9 protein-coding genes are annotated in these 17,627 nt (G+C 71.8%); 2 read left to right on the top strand and 7 right to left on the bottom strand.

The window, feature by feature from the left end; genetic code table 11:
- Both ACZ516_RS33200 and ACZ516_RS33195 read right to left on the bottom strand, forming a co-directional pair.
- On the bottom strand, positions 1-2,012 hold a 2,012-nt coding region (locus ACZ516_RS33200; protein ID WP_469013394.1), incomplete at its 3' end, for a condensation domain-containing protein.
- A 12-nt stretch (positions 2,013-2,024) separates the two neighbouring features.
- Positions 2,025-10,547, bottom strand: a complete 8,523-nt coding sequence (locus tag ACZ516_RS33195) for an SDR family NAD(P)-dependent oxidoreductase (RefSeq protein WP_469013393.1) — start codon at positions 10,545-10,547, stop codon at positions 2,025-2,027.
- 574 nt (positions 10,548-11,121) lie between these two features.
- Here ACZ516_RS33195 and ACZ516_RS33190 point away from each other — a divergent pair.
- Positions 11,122-11,880 (top strand): 3-hydroxyacyl-CoA dehydrogenase, encoded by a 759-nt coding sequence (locus tag ACZ516_RS33190; protein WP_358699938.1) that lies wholly within the window; start codon positions 11,122-11,124, stop codon positions 11,878-11,880.
- A gap of 84 nt (positions 11,881-11,964) precedes the next feature.
- Here the strand turns inward: ACZ516_RS33190 and ACZ516_RS33185 are convergent, their stop codons facing one another.
- Genes ACZ516_RS33185 through ACZ516_RS33175 form a run of 3 tightly spaced genes read right to left on the bottom strand, consistent with a single transcriptional unit; the run spans position 11,965 to position 14,732 of the window.
- Positions 11,965-12,876 (bottom strand): phosphodiesterase, encoded by a 912-nt coding sequence (locus tag ACZ516_RS33185; RefSeq protein ID WP_469013390.1) that lies wholly within the window; start codon positions 12,874-12,876, stop codon positions 11,965-11,967.
- Between the two features lie 58 nt (positions 12,877-12,934).
- Positions 12,935-13,525, bottom strand: a complete 591-nt coding sequence (locus ACZ516_RS33180; protein ID WP_358914147.1) for a hemerythrin domain-containing protein — start codon at positions 13,523-13,525, stop codon at positions 12,935-12,937.
- Between the two features lie 7 nt (positions 13,526-13,532).
- Positions 13,533-14,732, bottom strand: coding sequence for a hypothetical protein (locus ACZ516_RS33175; RefSeq protein WP_358585373.1), 1,200 nt, complete (start codon positions 14,730-14,732; stop codon positions 13,533-13,535).
- A gap of 458 nt (positions 14,733-15,190) precedes the next feature.
- Here ACZ516_RS33175 and ACZ516_RS33170 point away from each other — a divergent pair, with 458 nt between their 5' ends.
- The gene (locus tag ACZ516_RS33170; protein ID WP_358585371.1) at positions 15,191-16,015 is read left to right on the top strand and encodes a SigB/SigF/SigG family RNA polymerase sigma factor; all 825 of its coding nucleotides are present in this window, start codon (positions 15,191-15,193) and stop codon (positions 16,013-16,015) included.
- Positions 16,016-16,030: 15 nt separating this feature from the next.
- On the opposite strand, the gene ACZ516_RS33165 is transcribed toward ACZ516_RS33170, so the two are convergent.
- Together ACZ516_RS33165 and ACZ516_RS33160 are read right to left on the bottom strand one after the other, a co-directional pair.
- The gene (locus ACZ516_RS33165) at positions 16,031-17,131 is read right to left on the bottom strand and encodes a glutamate--cysteine ligase (protein WP_361087595.1); all 1,101 of its coding nucleotides are present in this window, start codon (positions 17,129-17,131) and stop codon (positions 16,031-16,033) included.
- 30 nt (positions 17,132-17,161) lie between these two features.
- Positions 17,162-17,605, bottom strand: a complete 444-nt coding sequence (locus ACZ516_RS33160) for a winged helix-turn-helix transcriptional regulator (RefSeq protein ID WP_469013388.1) — start codon at positions 17,603-17,605, stop codon at positions 17,162-17,164.
- Positions 17,606-17,627 lie beyond the last annotated feature (22 nt).

The raw sequence follows: 17,627 nt of genomic DNA, 5'->3' as shown, positions 1-17,627 counted from the left end.
ATCACATACGCCAGATCACCAGGCCCCGAACCCACCTCCACCCGATCCAGATCCGCATCGGACAACCCGGCCCACACCCCGGCATCCACCCGCACGTCCACCACCGGGACGCCGGCCGTGTCCAGCCCCCCCGGGACCGTCCCGTCGATCAGCAGCACCTGGGGCGCGCTGTCGCGCAGCACATGCTCAAGGCGCTCGACGGGGGCCGCGGGGTCCAACGGCACATAGCCGCCGCCCGCCTTGAGCACGGCAAGGACGCTCACGACGATGTGCTCACTGCGCGGCAGGCACAGCGCCACCAATGTCTCGCGTCCGACGCCGAGTTCACGCAGGTGGCGCGCCAAGCGGTTGGCCCGGGCGTTCAGTTCGCCATATGTCAGCGCACGGCCCTCGAACTCCACCGCCACCGCGTCCGGCGCACCGGCCACCACACCCTCGAACCACTCATGCACACACCGCTCCTGTGCCACCAGACCGGCCGGAGCCTCGTTCCACTCCTCCACCACACGCCGACGCTCGGCGGCCGGAAGCTCGGTGAGCCGGGAGATCCTCTCCTGTGGCTCGGCGGCGACGGAGGCGAGCAGGTGGGTGTAGTGGCGCACGAAGCCCCGGATGGTCTCGGCGTCGAACAGGTCGGTGTTGTACTCGACGAAGCCGGCGAGCCCGTCCGGGGTCTCGCGCAGGTCGAGGGTGACGTCGAACTTGGTGGCCTGTACGTCGACCTCGACCGGCAGGACCTCCAGGTCGCCCAGCTTGGCCTCTTGGGAGGTCTGTGCCTCCTGGAGCACGAACATGTTCTGGAAGACCGGCGAGTGGCTGAGGCTGCGCTCCAGGCGCAGGGCGTCCACGACGGCCTCGAAGGGCACGTCCTGGTGCTCGTACGCCTCAAGGGCCCGCCGCTTCACCTGGGCGAGGAGCTCGGGGAAGGTCGGGTCACCGGACAGATCGGTGCGCAGCACCAAGGTGTTGGCGAAGAAGCCAATGAGTCCCTCGAACTCGGCGCGGCCGCGGTTGGCCACCACCGTGCCGACGGCGACGTCGGTCTGCCGCGTGTAGCGGTGCAGCAGGGCGGAGTAGGCGGCGAACAGCGTCATGTACAGCGTGGCGTCGTTGCGGGCGCCGACCTCACGCAGCGCGTCGAGGAGTTCGGCCGGACAGAGGAAGGCCTCCCGTGCGCCGTTGTACGTCTTGACCGGTGGGCGTTCGCGGTCCGTGGGCAGGGAGAGCCGCGGATCGACTCCGGCGAGCCGCTCGCGCCAGTACGCGACCTGCGGCTCCCGCACCCCGTCGTCCAGCCACTGTCGCTGCCAGTTCGAGTACTCCGGGTACTGGAGCGGCAGCGGCTCCAGCGGCGAGGGACGGCCCGCGCGCAGCGCCTCGTAGAGGGCCATGAGGTCGCGATGGAGAACGCCGACCGACCAGCCGTCGGAGACACCGTGGTGCATCGTCACCAGCAGGACGTACTCCTGGTCGGACCGGCGCAGCAGCCGGGCCCTGATCAGTGTGTCGTGCTCCAGATCGAAGGGGGCGGCGGCCTCCTGCGCGCAGATGCGGGGCAGCTCGGCGAGGTCGGCGAGGTCCTCCTGCCGGACCTCGAAGTCCGTGCCGTCGTCGATGTGTTGGTACGGGACGCCGTCGCGGTTCACGAAGCGGGTACGCAGGGCCTCGTGCCGAAGCACCACCTCGCGCAGCGCGCCCACGAGGGCGGGACGGTCGAGGTGCCCGCGCAGCCGCACCGCCATCGGAATGTTGTACGCCGAGCCCGCACCGTCCAACTGAGCCAAGAACCACAGGCGTTGTTGGGTGAAGGAGAGCGGCACGGGCTCGTCCGGGCGGCGGGTCGACAGCGGAAGGGCACCGGACCCGGAGAGGTCGCGTACGAGGTCGAGTACGGAGAGGTCGACGCCCTGCTTCTCCAGCACGGCCACCAGGGCGCGCCGCCGCTTGGGCGACAGCGATCGGATCCTGTGCGCGAGGTCCTGCACGCCCTGATCATTGATGACGGTCATCATCGTCCTGTCTGCTTACTTCGCGATGTCCAGTGCGTCGAGCTCCGCGTCGCTCATGGCTTCGACGAGGGCGATGCCCTCGACAATCGCCTTCACGTCGAGGGCTCCGATGGATCCGAGGGGGGTACGGCGCTCCAGCTCGGCGGCCATGTCGGCCAACCGCGGCGCTTCGAAGAGCGCCTGGACGGGGAGCTCCGCTCCGGTCCGCCGCTTGAGCAGGTTGATCAACCGTGTGGCGAGCAGTGAATTGCCGCCCAGGGAGATGAAGTTGCTGGTCGGCCCGAGGTCGTCGGCGTCGATGCCCAGGAGCTCCGACCAGGCGTCGAGCAGGATCTGCTCGGCGTCACTGGGAGCCGGGTCCTGCAGCCGCGTGGAGCGGTCGGTGGCGGCGCTCGCGGCGCCACCGGATGACGCCGCGCCGTGAGCCGCGTCGGCCCGTACGGCGAGCACGGCTCCCGGCCTGCGTCCGACCCAGTACTGCCCCGGCACGAAGGCCGTCGGCGGAAGCGGCGCCAGACGGCGGCGGCCGTCGTGCAGTCCGCCCCACGGCACGGCCGCACCGCGCACCCACAGCTCGGCGAGGTGCTCCAGCGCGCGGTCCGCGACGAGGCCCGCGAGGAACGCCTCGCCCCGGGCGCCGGAGAGGACGGTGCCCAGCGGGCCCGCGTCCTCCTCGGCGTTGCCGTGGTGGACCGGCACGGGGGCGAGCGTGTCGTCCGCCTCCCGTGCGCCGTCCGCGAGGTACCAGTCGAGGCCCCGCTTCAGCTCGTCCGCGGAACCCGCCACGACGGCAAGCCGCTCGGACATCGGTTCACGGCCCAGCTGCGAGGTGTACGCGATGTCGGCGAGAGACGCGGACGCGTCGTCGTCCAGGAACGCGCTCAGCCGCTGTGCCGCCGTACGCAGTCGCTCGGGCGTGGCCGCGGACACCACCACCAGCTGGGGTCCCGCGTCCCGTGCGGCGTCCGTGTCCGCCCGCGCGGCCGGCGGCGCCTCGACGACCAGGCTGACGTGACTGCCTCCCGCGGCCACGGAGTTGATGAGCGCGCGGCGGGGCGACGGCGTACCGTCCACGTCCGCGCTGCCGCGCGGCCGCCACTCCGCGAGCTCCTCGCACAGGCGCAGCGGGGTGCCGTCGAAGTCCAGGTTGGGATTGGGGTCGCCCGTCGCCGTCAGGGGCGTGAGCTCCCTGTTCTGGAGCTGGAGGACGACCTTGGTGAGCTGGGCGATGCCGGAGGCGGCCTCGGGGTGGCCGAGGTTCGACTTCACGGTGCCGAGTGCCACCGGCTCGGTCACCCCGTCGAACACCTCGCGCAGGGCGCGGAACTCGACCTCGTCGGAGAACGCCGTTCCATTGGCCGCGGCCTCGACGTATCCGATGGAGTCCGCCGCGACACCGGCCTGCTCCAGGGCCCGCCGCATGACCTTCACCTGCGTCCTGCGGCTCGGCGTCATGAAGCCGTTGGCACGGCCGCCGTGCATGGAGGCCGTGCCCTTGATGACGGCGTGGATCCGGTCCCCGTCGCGCACCGCGGCGTCCAGGGACTTGAGCAGTACGGCGCCGACGGCCTCGGCGGGCAGGTAGCCGTCCCCGTCGCGGAAACTGCGGCTGCCGGGGCCGCTGCCGAGCAGCTGCAGCTCGGCGAGCGCCACGTACTTGTCCGGGTGGACGGTGAGGTTGATGCCGCCGGCGACCGCCAGTTCGGCCTCGCCCCGCAGCACGTCCGCGCAGGCCAGGTGGATGGCCATGGCCGACGACGCGCACATGCTGTCCACGGCGAGGCTGGGCCCTTCGAGGCCGAAGAAGTGCGAGACGCGGTTGGCGATCATGTTGTACGAGGCCGCGGAGGTGAGCGCCGCGAGGGCGGGGTCCGCCGACTCGTCGGCGCGGTACAGGTGGTAGGCCGCGCCGACGTAGACGCCGACCCGCCGCCCGTAGCGCCGCTCGATGACCTCCTGGGTCACGCCGCTCTGCTCCAGGAGCTGCCAGACGGTCTCCAGGAAGAGCCGCTGCTGTGGGTCGAGGGCCGCGGCCTCGCGGGGCGAGATCCCGAAGAGCAGCGGGTCGAACCGGTCGACACCGTCGAGGAAACCGCCCCACTCGCCGGGCCGGGCCCGGCTCTCGTCCAGGCCGCCGAACAGGGCTTCGTGGTCCCAGCGGTCGGCCGGCACCTCGGTGACGTTGTCCTTGCCGTCGCGGAGGTTCGCCCACAGCGCGCCCAGGTCGCCGGCCTGCGGGTAGCGCCCGCTGATGCCGATGATCGCGACGTCGTTGGCGCGAGCGGATTCCTGTACGGGGCCCGCGGCCTCCCCGGCAGGGGCAGCGGCGCGCTCACGTACCTCGATACGGGCATCGGGGGCCTCGGGGGCGGGCGCTTCCGGGGCCTTGGCGGCCTCCGTCGCGGGCGCCGCGACCGCGGGACGTGCCGGTTCACCGAGCAGCGCGCGCAGGGCCCGCGGGTGGTCGGTGATGAAGTACCGGGCCAGGTCGCGGATCGTCTCGACCTCGAAGAGCAGGGTCCGGGACAGCCGCCCGAACGACTCCTCCAGGCCGGAGATCACGCCCACCGCGATGACCGAGTCCATGCCGTACCGCTCCAACGGCGCGTCGACGGCGATGCGTTCGGGACCGAGCTTGAGCGACGCCGCGAGCACGCGGCGCAGGTGGGCCACCGTCTTGTCCTCAAGGGCCGCGTCCTCGTCGCGCGTACCGGAGGGCGCGGTGACGGGGGCGGGAGAGGCGGGCTCCGCCGCGGATGCGGCCTCGGGTGCGTTCGCCACGGCCCGCGGCTCCGCTTCGTCGGCGATGAGCCGGGACAGCACCCCGTCCCGCTCCCCCACGACGACGATCAGCCTGCCGTCGGCGAGGCCGTTCTCCGCGGGGGCCAGGGCGCACCGCAGCGCCGTGAGGCCGCGGGCGGTGTCCAGGGGGGCCAGGCCGACGCCGCGCAGGTTCTCGCGCACGGCGCCGCCTCCCATGCCGCCCTCCTCCCAGAGAGGCCAGCCGATGGACACGGCCTTGCCGTGGCGCGCGCCCGCGTCGGCGAGGCGGTTGCGATAGGCGGCGTACGCGTCCATGAACGCGTTGCCCGCGGCGTAGTCGGCCTGCCCGGCGTTGCCGAAGGCCCCCGCGATGGACGAGAAGCACAAGAAGACGTCGAGCGGCTGGTCCGCGCTGAGCTCGTCCAGGTTCACCAGGCCCGCGACCTTGGGGGCAAGGACCCGCGCCAGCTCCTCCTCGCTCTTGCGCAGGAGGTAGCCGTCCTCGACGACGCCCGCGCTGTGCACGATGCCTGTCAACGACCCGTGGGTGTGCGCCACATGGGACAACACACGGGCGACCGCGTCACGGTCGGCGACGTCGGCGCGCTGGTAGTCCACGGTGAGGCCCGCCGCGCGCAGCGCGTTCAGCGCGCCGCGCTGCTCCTCGCCCAGCGGTGAACGGCCGGTGAGCACCACGGTGGCGTGCCCGACGGACGCGGCGATCTCGTGTGCCACGATCCGGCCGAGGCCGCCGACGCCCCCGGTGATCAGGTAGACGCCGTTCTCCCGCCAGGGCACGGCCGCGCTCGTCGCGGAACGGATCTCCCTCTGCCGTACCACCAGGCGGCGTCCGTCGCGGTGGCGCACCTCGGGCTCGGGGTCGGGCACGGCTTCCGCGGCCAGGCGGGCGGCGACGGTGGCCGGTGCCGCTCCGTCCAGGCACTCGACGTACTGGGTGTGCAGCAGGGGGTTCTCCTGGTGGGCCGTGCGCAGCAGCCCCGTGAGGCCGCCGAAGCAGGCCAGGTGCTCCCGTTCGGCGTCCGTTCCCGCGGCGCCGACCAGGGCGACCTGCAGCAGCACCGGCCGCCGCACACCACCCTGGAGGATCTCGCGGGCCAGCGTGAACACGCGCGCCACGGCCAGGGCGTACCGCCCGTCCAGCGCGCCGTCCGCCAGAGCCTCGAAGTGGTACGCCGTACCGGCGGGCAGCGCGGACCGCAGGGTGTCGCGCTCCTTCTCGCCGAGGCTGCCGATCACGACCACGTGGCGCTCGCCGAACTCCGCGTCCGAGGCCCCCTGTTCGCGTACGGCGGCCCGGGTACTTTCGACCCACTCGGGGCGCAGGAGCACCAGCTCGCCCTGCGCGCCACCTTTGACCGGTCCGCTCTCCACGTGTACGTGGCCTCCGGCCCGACCGCTGCGCACGCCGCCCGGGGCCTGCCGTCCGTCCGGCGCTTTGCCCGGCTCCGGGTCGAACCAGCACCGGTCCCGGGCGAAGGGGTATCCGGGCAGGCTGACGCGCCGGGGAGAGGGGGTCGAGCGGTGCAGCGTCTCCCAGCGCACCGCGGCTCCCCGCACCCACAGGCGCAGCAGCTCGCCGGGCTCCTCCCGGTCCGTCCAGTCCGCCACCGCGGCGCGCAGCGTGTCGTCGCCAAAGTCGTCGGGCCGGTCCCCGAGGCGTACGGTGCCCCGCGCCCACGCCCCCGGGCTCCCGGGGGCGGCGACGAACGCGTCGAGCAGCGCACCGGCCTCGTCGAGGGAGGCCGCCGCGAAGGCCAGGCGCTCGTCCAGCGCCATGCGGCCCGTCTGCAGGGTCCACGCGACGTCCTGCAGGGTGCCGTCGTCGAGCTCGGTCAGATGTGCACGCAACTGCCGTGCCTGCTGGACGAGTTGATTCTCAGTCTGTGCGGAGAGCACGAGCAGCGCGGGGCGTGCGGGCGTCGCCCGGCGCAGGGTCTGCGGCACGTACTCGGCGACGACGACATGGGCGTTGGAGCCGCCCGCGCCGAAGCCGGAGACCCCGGCGATCCTCGGGAGCGTCTGCTCCTTCCCGTCGACCACCGCGGTGGGCCGGCGCCACGGCTCCAGGTGCTGCTGCACCCGCATCGGGGTGCTGTCGAAGTCGATGCGCCGGTTGAGGATGTGGGAGTGCAGGCTCGGGACCAGTTCGCCGTGCCGCATCTGCAGGAGCACCTTGGTGAGCCCCGCGATGCCGGCCGCGCTCTCGCAGTGTCCGATGTTGGACTTGACCGAGCCGATCGCGCAGTGCTCCGGCAGAACGCCGTGCGCCTCGAACGCCTTGTTCAGGCCCACGACTTCGAGGGGGTCGCCCAGGGCGGTCCCGGTGCCGTGCGCCTCCAGGTAGCCGAGCGAGCGTGTGTCGATGCCGGACGCGGTGAGCGCCTCCGCGATGACCGCGCCCTGCGCCGACGGGGAGGGCACCGAGTAGCCGGAGGTCCGGCCGCCGTGGTTGAGGGCGGTCGCCTTGATCACGCCGTGGATGTGGTCCCCGTCGGCGACGGCCTGAGCCAGGGGTTTGAGCAGCACGGCGCCGACGCCCTCGCCGGGCACATAGCCGTCACCGCCCTCGCCGAAGCTGCGGCACCGGCCGTCGCTGGAGAGGAATCTGCGCTGGCTGAGCATCAGGAACTTGTTGGGGTGCGAGTGGAGGTTCACGCCGCCGGCGAGCGCCGTCTCGCACTGACCGCTCCTGATGGCCTCGCAGGCCAGGTGGATGGCGGTCAGGGACGACGAGCACATGGTGTCGACGGTCATGCTCGGCCCGGTGAAGTCGTAGAAGTACGACACCCGGTTGGCGACGCTCGACGCGCTGCCCGACAGTGCGGCCTGCTGTCCGCGCTCCTGCGCCTGCGCACCGTGGAGCTGGTACTCCTGGTACATCACGCCGACGAACACGCCGACCTTGCCGGCCGGTCCCGCCGCGTATCCGGCGTCTTCCAGCGTGTGGTGGGCGCACTGGAGGAAGAGCCGCTCCTGCGGATCGAGCAGCTCGGCCTCGTGCAGCGAGATCTGGAAGAACAGCGGGTCGAACCGGTCGATCCCGTCGAGGAATCCGCCCCACTTGCCGGCGGAGGAGCCCTCGGCGGCGGCGTTGCGGCGGTGGTCCCAGCGGTCCGCGGGTACCTCGGTGATGCAGTCGCGGGCGGAGCGGAGGTTCTGCCAGAAGGTGTCCAGGTCCGGCGCCTGCGGGTAGCGTCCGCTGACTCCGATGATCGCGATGTCGGTCGCGGCCCGCGGCGCGGGCCCGGTCAGGGGTGTGGGCTCGGCCGAGGGGGTGGGTTCGCCCAGCGGGGCGCCGTTCGCGGGGCGGGGGGCCTCCGTTGCGCGCGGCCCCTCCGACAGGACCCGCGTGCACAGCCCGGTCACATCCGCGCACACCCGGCCGTACTCGTCGAACACGGTCACGTCGAGGCGTGGGGTCGCGGAGTCGGGGTCGCTGCCCGCCTGGTGCCGCACCCAGGCGTACGCCGTGGCGGGCGTGGCGGCGAAGGCCTCCACGTGGTCCAGGGCGAACGGCAGCGCGGGGCGGGCCTGTCGGCCGTCGCCGCGTCGCGGCGCGAGGCGCAGTCCGACGGTGGCCTGGAGGGCTCCGTCGATGACGCTCGGGTGCAGAAGGCAGTCGTCCAGGGCCGGCGCCGCCGGGGGGATCCGCAGCTCGGCGAGGAGCTGGGGCCGCCCGAGGTCGTCAGTGCCGAGACTCAGCTCCACCAGGGACCGCTGCGCCGGGCCGTAGTCCATGCCGACGGAGGCGTACAGGTCGTAGACGTCGGCGGCGGGAATCGTCCGCTCGGTGCAGCGTGCACGCAGGTCGTCGAGGCGCGGCAGGCTCCGCCCGCCGGTGGTCACCAGGCTCGCCCGACCCTGGCTGAACGGCGTGGCCGCGCCGTCGCTGCCGACGCCGTTGATGGCGTACTCATAGCCGCCGACGGCGAGTTCCCGTACGTCGACGCGCAGTTCAAGTCCGTCCGGACCGCTGACCGCCGGCCTCAGCCACACCACGTCGTCCAGACGCAGGGCGCCGGTGTGCCCCTCGCCCAGGGTGCGGGAGAGCGCCGCGCGCGCCATCTCCAGCTGCGCGACGGCGGGGAGGATGCGGTCACCGCGCACCTGGTGGTCGCGCAGGAACGGCTCGTCGCCGCTGAACCGCGTCCGGTACGTGATGCCCTCACCGCCACCTTCGCCGCGCGGCACTTCGGTGTGCAGCAGGGAGTGCGGGCGGGCCGGGGCGTCCTGGGCGGGGGCGTGCGGGGACGTCGTCCCCGCGTGCGGGCGTACGGCGGCCAGCTGGGCGGCGAGGTCTTCGGCGACGGCCCGTACGGTCCGGTGCGCCGGGAACGCGGCGGGCGGGAGCGGCACGCCGAAGCGGGCGGTCAGCCGGGCGGCCAGCCGGCCGAGGCCGGTGATGTCGAGCCCGAACTCGGCGAACTCGGCGTCCGGATCGACCTCGGCGGCCGGGACGTTCAGCTGGGCGGCGACCTCGTCGGTGAGGCCGGCGAGGGTCGCGGCGCTCACACCCGGCGCGGCGTCGGTGGCCTCTTTGACAGGAGTACGGGGGGCGGTGGCCGGATCGGCCGCCACCTGCCCCTTCGGGGTCTGCTCCCCCAGTCCGGACGCCACCTCGGCGATCGACCGGTACTCGAACATGACGGTCGGCGAGAGCGGTCGAGCCAGCCGGTCCTCCAGCTCGGGCACCAGGGACACCAGGTCCGCCGAGGTGAGCCCCAGCTCGTAGAAGCTCCCGTCGACGCTCACCCGCGCCGTCGGCACACCAAGGCGCTCCCCGACCAACTCCCGCAGTACGGTACCGATGTCGCGTCCGGCGGCGGGTGCGGGCTCCGGGGCACCGGAGGGAACCGTGACCGGCGGCACGGCAGTACCAGAGTCACCGAAGGCCGCGGCCGCGGGCTCGTCCCGCACATCGAGCGCCGTCACGGACCGGACCCGCTTGGCCGCGAGACGGCCGATCTCGGCGACCTTCAGGCCGCTCTCGTCGTAGAACTCCACGGCCAGGCGGATCAGTTCGTCGTCCCTGCGCATCGAGTCGGCGGGAACCCTGACGAAGCAGCTCGTGCCCAGCGGCGCGGCCGCCCGGAACGACTCGAGGACGAGCGGCAGATAGAGGCCTTCGGCGCTTTCCCCCTCGTGCAGCATGTGGCTGCCCACGCTGCCGCCGAGCAACCCGCCCTCGAAGAGAGCCGGATGGAAGAGGAACGCGCCCGCGGTGGCGTGATGCGCCGGGCCGAGTTCCACCTTCGCGACCCAGTCCTGGGAGCGGTGGTGCACCGCGCCCGTGATCCTCATCAGATCCGAGTGGACCAGGTCGCGCTCCCGCAGCCAGGTGTAGATGTCGGCGAGACGGGTGACCCGGTCCACCCCGGTGAGCGGGAGCGTCAGCCGCTCGCGGAAGGAGACGGGCACGCATCGGTTCACCGACACCACCGCGTGCAGGACGTCCGTGGCGTCCTGCACGCGACGGCTGCGCACCTCGATGCGCCATCCGCCCGCCGGTGCGAGCCGCCCGGCCACGGTGGTTCTGACCTCCTCGCCCGGAGCGGCGACCAGCGGCGCCAGGATGGTGAGGTTCCGCAGTTCGACCTCGGGCATGGCGTGGCCGTGGCGGGCGAGGACCTGCAGCACGAGATCCACATAACCGACACCGGGCAGAAGGTGACGCCCGTGCACGATATGACCGCGCAGCAAAGGATTGTCGGTAGTGACGGTGAAAGTCTCGTCGAATGACGACACGTCGCTCATCGGTATCCATTCCAGTACAGCATCGAACCAGCCCTGGAGCTCAGTCCGAGAACGACCGCGCAGGGCTCTTATTTCTCACGCAGCGCAAGCCTGCACGGAGAGAATCGGAGCGTAGTCCCATCAACCGGATTCACCCATGAACACCCGGTTGCGCGCACGACGCGCAGTATCGCCTTTGAAGGCATGAAAGGTAAGGGGAAGATGACTCGCGCACCGCTCCGACCACACGGAACGCGGAACGCGGGCTTATCGATCCGCTGCGACCCCGCGGAAATTACGCTGGCGCACACATGCGAAGCAGAGTGAAAGTTCCCATGAATCCCCCTTGTGATGCTGACGCTGACGATCTGAATAGCGTCAGAACCTTTGCACTTAGACTCTCTACGCATTCGGCCATCGATAGCCAGGCAAGAGACTACCCCTCGCCAACAGCCTGATCAATAAGCGCAGCGTGATGATCTACTCGGCTCCCAAACAGAGCGTCACATCCTGTCCGGGGAACTCGACGGCGGTCGGTGCGAGATAGAATCACGCCCCTTCTGGGCAGGGCAACACCACGGAATGGGAGCACAGGGTGCAAATCGAAGGAAGCGTCGCGCTGGTCACCGGGGGAACGTCGGGCCTCGGTCTGGCGACCGCACGCGTGCTGCGCGATCGGGGCGCGAGCGTGGTGATCCTCGGCCGTTCCTCCCGAGGCGAGGGCGTCGCGGCAGAGCTGGGCGACCGCGTCGTGTTCTCCCAGGGCGATGTCACCAGCGAGGAGGACGTCACCGCTGCGGTCGACCTCGCCTCGAGCCTCGGCAGCCTGCGCATAGCCGTGAACTGCGCCGGGATCGGCAACGCCTTCAGGACTGTCGGCAGGAGCGGCCCGTTCCCGCTGAGCGCCTTCAGCAAGGTCGTCCAGGTCAACCTGATCGGCACCTTCAACGTCACCCGGCTCGTCGCCGCGCGGATGACGCGGTCCCAGGAGGAAGGCGAGGAACGCGGAGTGATCATCAACACCTCCTCCGCGGCCGCGTTCGACGGCCAGATCGGGCAAGTCGCCTACGCGGCTTCCAAGGCGGGCATCGCGGGCATGACCCTGCCGCTCGCCCGCGACCTGGCGCGGGAACGCATCCGCATCGTCACGATCGCCCCGGGCCTGTTCCGCACGCCCATGTTCGACGCGCTCCCCGAGTCCGCGATCGAGGCGCTCGGTCGCCAGGTTCCGCATCCGGCCCGACTGGGCCACCCCGAGGAGTACGCCGCGTTCGCCGCGCACGTCGTGGAGAACCCGATGCTCAACGGCGAGACGATCCGGCTCGACGGAGCCATCAGGATGGCCCCCAGGTAGTCAGGAGACAGGCCTGGGCCGACCCGCGGGTGTCCACGGGGACCGAGGCCGCCCTGCACGCCGGCGCAACCCGGGAGAGGAGCCCTAACTCTCCCGTTCGTGTGCCGCCCGGTGCGTGATCGGATCTGGCCGCGGCCCGCCCCTCCCGGCCCGGGATCCCGCGTACGCCGCGATCCGCAGGCCGCGCAGGCGGCGCGTGGGGTGCAGCGTGGGCAGGCAGTTCACGTAGGGGTCGTAGGAGACGCGGGCCGCGTCGGTGCGTAGGTCGTGGAGGGTCAAGGTGGCCATGGTCCGCCAGGGTTCGTCGGGGGCCGCCGCGCGCAGGTCGAAGCGGACCGGGCCGCGGGCGAGCGCGCCGCGCAGTGCGGGCAGCTCCCCCGTCGGGACCATCCCTCCGGCCGCCGGAAAGAGCGCCAGCACGCGCTCGCGCGCACCGACCCGGTAGGAGAGCAGCGTCGAGTACGGCCCGGCCAGGGGTTTGACGCGCGGGAGCGGCAAGTGGCGGGTCAGGCGACCGGGCCCGCTGGACGTGAACAGCAGATCCAGGTCCATGCCCCGCCCCTCGGCGCCCGGGCCTTGGCCCGAAGGGCCCGAACCTCCAGCGTCCGGGCCTTGGCCCGAAGGCTCCGAACCACCGGCGCCCAGGCCTCGGCCCGAAGGGTCCGAACCGCCGACGCCCAGGCCTTGGCCCGAAAGGTCCGGACCGCCGGCGTCACGGTCCCTGCCCGGCCCCTCGGGGTCCGGTACCCGTACCGCCAGGCCGAAGCCGTCCGGCAGCCGGCCGGGCAGGCCGAGGGCGCGGGACCAGCGCACGGACACCGGGTAGGTGCCGGGCCGGTCCAGCCACGGCACCTCCCACCCGCCGCCGGCGGCCAGGGCACCGCCCGGGACCTCCAACGTCCCGTGGCAGCGCACGCCGTGCGGATGGAGGGCCGGTGCGGCGCGTCGCCGGGCCAGCCGTGCGGCGGCTCCACGAGCCACCCTGTCGAGAATCATGCGAACACCTTCGGAACTCGCGCGGTACGTGTACTCAGCCGTGCACTCAGCCGCGCACTCAGTCCTTGCCCATGGCCTTGCGCACCGCGTCCTTCGTGCGGTCCACGAGGGCGGCCACCGGGCCGAGGGCCAGGTTGGCCGCGCCGGACTCCACGCCCGGGTGCGGCCGGGTGGGAGCCATCGCCTCGGCCGCCTTCACGGCCTTCGCCATCGCGGCCAGGCCGGCCGCGTCGGTGCTGCGGCGCAGGTGGGAGAACTCGTAGCGCTCCTCGGCGCGGGCGTGCTCCTGGACGTCCCTGCGCAGCTTCAACAGCTGCGGCATGAACTTCGGGTCGTCGGTGTCCAGGTCGTCCAGGGCGGCCAGCGTCTCCTTGGCGGCGCGTTCCTCCGCCAGCCGGTCCTTCGCCACCTGCTCACCGCCGGGCAGGTTCCGCCGGGCGAAGGGGTGGACGACCTCCTCCTCCGCCGTCTCGTGCACGGCCAGCAGCCGCACCAGCCGGTGGAAGGCGTCCCTTCGCTCGTCGCCCTTGGTCTGCTCGACCTCGTCGAAGAGGTTGCGGATGTCCCCGTGCTGACGCGTCAGCAGGGAGACGACATCGGTGTCCGCGGCCCCGTCGTCACCGGCCTGAGGAGTGCGCAGAGTCGACATGTCGGCCTCACTTCTCGCGCTGGGAGGGGTCGGGGTGCGCGCCTTCGGTCTCCACGCGGTACTCGCGGCCGAACATCTCGGCGTGCTCGGTCATGACCCGGTCGCTGGGCGGCGCCTCGCCGCCGTGGATGTTCTCCTGCATCTTCTCGAACCGCTCGTGCGCCTCGCGCACATAGCCCGCGCCCAGGGTGGTCAGGTCCATCTGGGTGTCCAGCAGCTCGCGCAGGTACTGCTTGTTGGGCTCGAAGGTGAGGACGTTCGGCAGCTCCGGTGCCAGGACCTCCTCGGGTTCGCGGCCGTCGTGGCGGCGCATCAGGTCGCAGGCCGCGTGCAGGTGTTCCAGCTCCATGTTCAGGTGCAGCTCCCAGATCGCCCTGACCCGAGGGTCGCTCTCCTGCTCCATGAACGAGTAGTACAGGTAGCACTCGTTGTACTCGTGGTTGACCAGCTGCTCCCACCACGTCTCGCCCGGGTCCACGAGGGACTCGTAGTGCGTGACGTGCTCCTCCTCGATCAGCCCGATCTCCTGGTAGAGCTGCCGGGCGATCGGCTCCATGTAGGTGGGGCCGGTGTTCATGTAGAAGTTCATCGTCTGCTGCTCCGCCGACATGATCGTCAGGGCGTGCAGTTTGGACAGCGGGTTCGTGGCGTCCTTGTCGTAGGGGTCGCGGACGTTGTCGACCGGGTCGCGGTGGTGGAACCGGGTGGGCCGGCCCGGCATGACCTCGGTCAGGCCGTCGACGATCGACTCCGCCTTGCGGTGCTCGATCATCTCGTACAGGTTGGCGTACCGGTACAGGTGGTCGAAGTCCTCCAGGACGCCGAACTGGTACGCCTGCTTCAGGTACGGGTCCGGCTCCATCCGCGCGACCCACGCCGTCAGGTCCACCGCCACCTGCTCGTAGGCGATCGTCGTCTCCAGCACCGAGGAGACACCCGGCAGCAGCCAGTTGACGACCTTCTGCTGCTGCGCCTCGATGTAGCGGGTGGTGGCGAGCTGTCGTTTGACGTCGGGGTCGACGGTGTTGCGGGCCAGCTGGTGGCTGAACATGATCGCCTCGACCTCGATGCCGTTCATCGCGATGATGCGGCAGCGGGTGTACGGGTCGCAGTGGTCCGGGTCGATCGGTGCCACGTCGAGCTCCCGCCAGCTGCGGAGCTGGCGGTCCAGCGGGATGCCCCGCTGTTCGAGCGGATTGAACGTCATCCGAGTGCCTCCTTGGACCGGAAAGAACCGGAAAGCCGCCGGGGGACGGCACCGCGTCCCGGGCCACCCAGTACCCCGCCGGCGGCGAGGAGCACAGGCCCGCTCCCGAGTCTGTGGACAACGGAGGACTTCCGGCCACCGCTGAGCGCCGACTGCCGGAGCGCGCACAGCCCCGAGGTGCGCGGGCAGCGCTTCGGCCGCATCAAGGCCCCCGCACTCTTCGTCCGGATCCCTCCCTCTGTCTCCATCGAGCTGTCTCCGTCGAGATCGCTCCCTCTCCCTTCGTCCAGATCACTCCCCCGGACCTGTTTGACCGCGGTGATCGGGGACAAACGGCGTTTCGACGTGCTTGGGCAGACAGGCACATTCACGGGAGCGGCCCCGACCAGGCCACCTCGCGATGTGTTGCGTCGCGCTCCCGTGCTGCCGATACCAGCGGTTCGACGGGAGGCACCCCCATGCCGAGCAGGACAGCACACGCGCGCCGAGCGGCGGACACTCCGGACACCACCGCCGACTTCGAGCGGCTGGCCACGTTGCCGGCGGGTCCGGAACGCCAACGGCTGGTCGAGGAGTTGGTGGAGGCCTGGCTGCCGATGGCCCACCGCCTCGCGGGCAAGTTCCGCGACCGCGGGGAACCGCTGGAGGATCTGGAGCAGGTGGCGGCCCTCGGCCTGGTCAAGGCCGTCGACCGCTACGACCCGGCGCAGGGTCCGTTCGTCCCGTACGCGATGCCGACGATCGTCGGAGAGGTCAAGCGGTACTTCCGCGACCACGCCTGGAGCGTTCACGTGCCCCGGCGGGTCCAGGAACTGCGCAACAAGGTGCGTGCCGGCATCCGGGAACTCGCGCTCGCCGACCAGGACCGCTTTCCGACGGTGGCGCAGATCGCCGAGCACACCCATCTGAGCGAGGAGGACGTGCTGACCGGCATGGAGGCCATCGACAGCTTCCGCGCCGTGTCGCTGGACGCCCAGCTGAGCGCGCAGGGCTCCCGGGACGACTCGTTCGCGCTGGCCGACGTCCTCGGCGCGGACGAGCCGCGTTACGACGTCGTCATCGCGCGGGAAGCGGTCAAGCCCAGCCTGGCCCGGCTCAGCGAGCGCGAGCGCCGCATCCTGAACATGCGGTTCTTCCACGACATGACCCAGGCCCGCATCGGCGAGGAGCTGGGCATCTCCCAGATGCACGTCTCCCGTCTGATCACCCGCGCGTGCAAGCGCGTACGGGCACACGTCGAGAACGAGGCCGCCGAGCACCGGACGGCACAGCTCGCGGCCTGATCCGACGGAGAGGCCCTAGGCCGCGGTGGTCTCGTTGATGATCAGGTCGACGACGGCCCGCAGGCCGCCTTCGGCCAGGGCGCGGCGCTGCCGGTCGGCCGCCGTGCCCTCCTGGAGCAGGCGGTGCACGAGCGCGGTGACCTCGCGGGTGTCCCCGGCCTCCGCGAGGGCGGGCGTGATGTGGTCCATGAGCTGGGACAGCACGTCCCCGGCGCTGCGCAGCCTGCCCTCCCGGTCCACCAGCGATCCGCTGAGCCCGTGCCGTGCGGCGTGCCAGTTCGCGGCCTGGAGGAGTTCCGGGGCGCAGGGCGGCACCGGGACGCCCGCCTTGACCTCCTCGATGGCGGTCGAGACGAGCCCGCGCACGATGCCGGCGTACATCACCGCCTCGTCCGTGCGCAGCTGGACGTCCGAGCAGCGCACCTCGATGGTGGGGTAGCGGCTGGAGAGGCGGGCCTGCCAGTAGATCTGGCCCAGGTCCATGAGCGCCCCGCAGGCGAGGAGCCGCCGCACCCGGTGCTCGTGGTCGGCGAGGTCCTCGAAGTGCGGCGGCGGACCGCTGACCGGCCAGCGCCCGAACACGACCGTGCGCCAGCTGGCGAAGCCGGTGTCGTGCCCCGCCCAGAAGGGGGAGTTCGCCGACATGGCGACCAGGACCGGCAGCCACAGCCGGACGCGGTTCAGGACGGCCACGCCGATCTGCGGGTCGGGCACCGCGGCGTGCACGTGCATGCCGCACACCAGCTGCTCGGCGACGAGCTGCGGCGCCTGCGCGCGCAGGGCGCGGTAGCGCGGCAGGTTCGTCACCGGCAGCGGCGCCTCCTCCTTGAGCGGCGGTGTGCCGCAGGCCGCGAGGCGGCAGCCGAGGCTCTCCGCCGCGCGCCCCAGGGCGAGGCGCAGGCGCAGCAGGTGGCCGCCGGCTTCGTCGAGGTCGGTGCAGACCGGGGTGGCGACCTCGACCTGCGCCTCGATCAGTTCCGCCTGGATCTCCCGTTCCGCCACGATCGGCTGGAGGCCCGCGGCGGCACGGACCTGTTCGGCCAGCGGGACGGGAAAGCCGGAGGCGGGATCGAGCAGAAGGTACTCCTCTTCGACACCCACCGTGATCAGACTCATCGTCCCCTCACCTTATGCGGTGCATGCGGCTTATGCCTTGTGGACGACAGTCTCGTCCGGTTTCAGTCGGCGGCCGTCCGCCGACAACACCTCCAGGGGTTGCAGCCGTTGGCCTTCCCGCCGGTCCACCAGCTGTGAGTGCTCCTCACCGGGGGCGAAGAAGTTCTGCTCGCCCCACTGCCGCAGCGCCACGATGACCGGGAAGAGCGCCTCGCCCTTGGGGGTCAGGACGTACTCGCGGTAGGCGCTGCCGTCCGAGGCGGGGACGGACGCGAGGACGCCGCCGGCGACCAGCGTGCGCAGGCGTGCGGTGAGGATGTTCTTCGCCACCCCGAGACCGCGCTGGAACTCCCCGAAGCGGCGGCTCCCGTCGAAGGCGTCCCGCACGATCAGCAGGGACCACCAGTCGCCGATCGCGTCCACCGACCGGGCGACGGGGCACTGGCTGTCGTCGAAGCGTGTCCTGGTGACCATGGCGGCACGTCCCTCACTTCCG

The organism is Streptomyces sp. NPDC034037 (assembly GCF_055575715.1).
This window is presented reverse-complemented; position numbering and strand designations above follow the sequence as displayed.

Bases quoted from the DNA above. Each gene is read 5' to 3' on its own strand.
- ACZ516_RS33195 (WP_469013393.1), bottom strand. From the start codon at position 10,547: ATGAGCGACGTGTCGTCATTCGACGAGACTTTCACCGTCACTACCGAC.
- ACZ516_RS33185 (WP_469013390.1), bottom strand. From the start codon at position 12,876: ATGATTCTCGACAGGGTGGCTCGTGGAGCCGCCGCACGGCTGGCCCGG.
- ACZ516_RS33180 (WP_358914147.1), bottom strand. From the start codon at position 13,525: ATGTCGACTCTGCGCACTCCTCAGGCCGGTGACGACGGGGCCGCGGAC.
- ACZ516_RS33175 (WP_358585373.1), bottom strand. From the start codon at position 14,732: ATGACGTTCAATCCGCTCGAACAGCGGGGCATCCCGCTGGACCGCCAG.
- ACZ516_RS33170 (WP_358585371.1), top strand. From the start codon at position 15,191: ATGCCGAGCAGGACAGCACACGCGCGCCGAGCGGCGGACACTCCGGAC.
- ACZ516_RS33165 (WP_361087595.1), bottom strand. From the start codon at position 17,131: ATGAGTCTGATCACGGTGGGTGTCGAAGAGGAGTACCTTCTGCTCGAT.
- ACZ516_RS33160 (WP_469013388.1), bottom strand. From the start codon at position 17,605: ATGGTCACCAGGACACGCTTCGACGACAGCCAGTGCCCCGTCGCCCGG.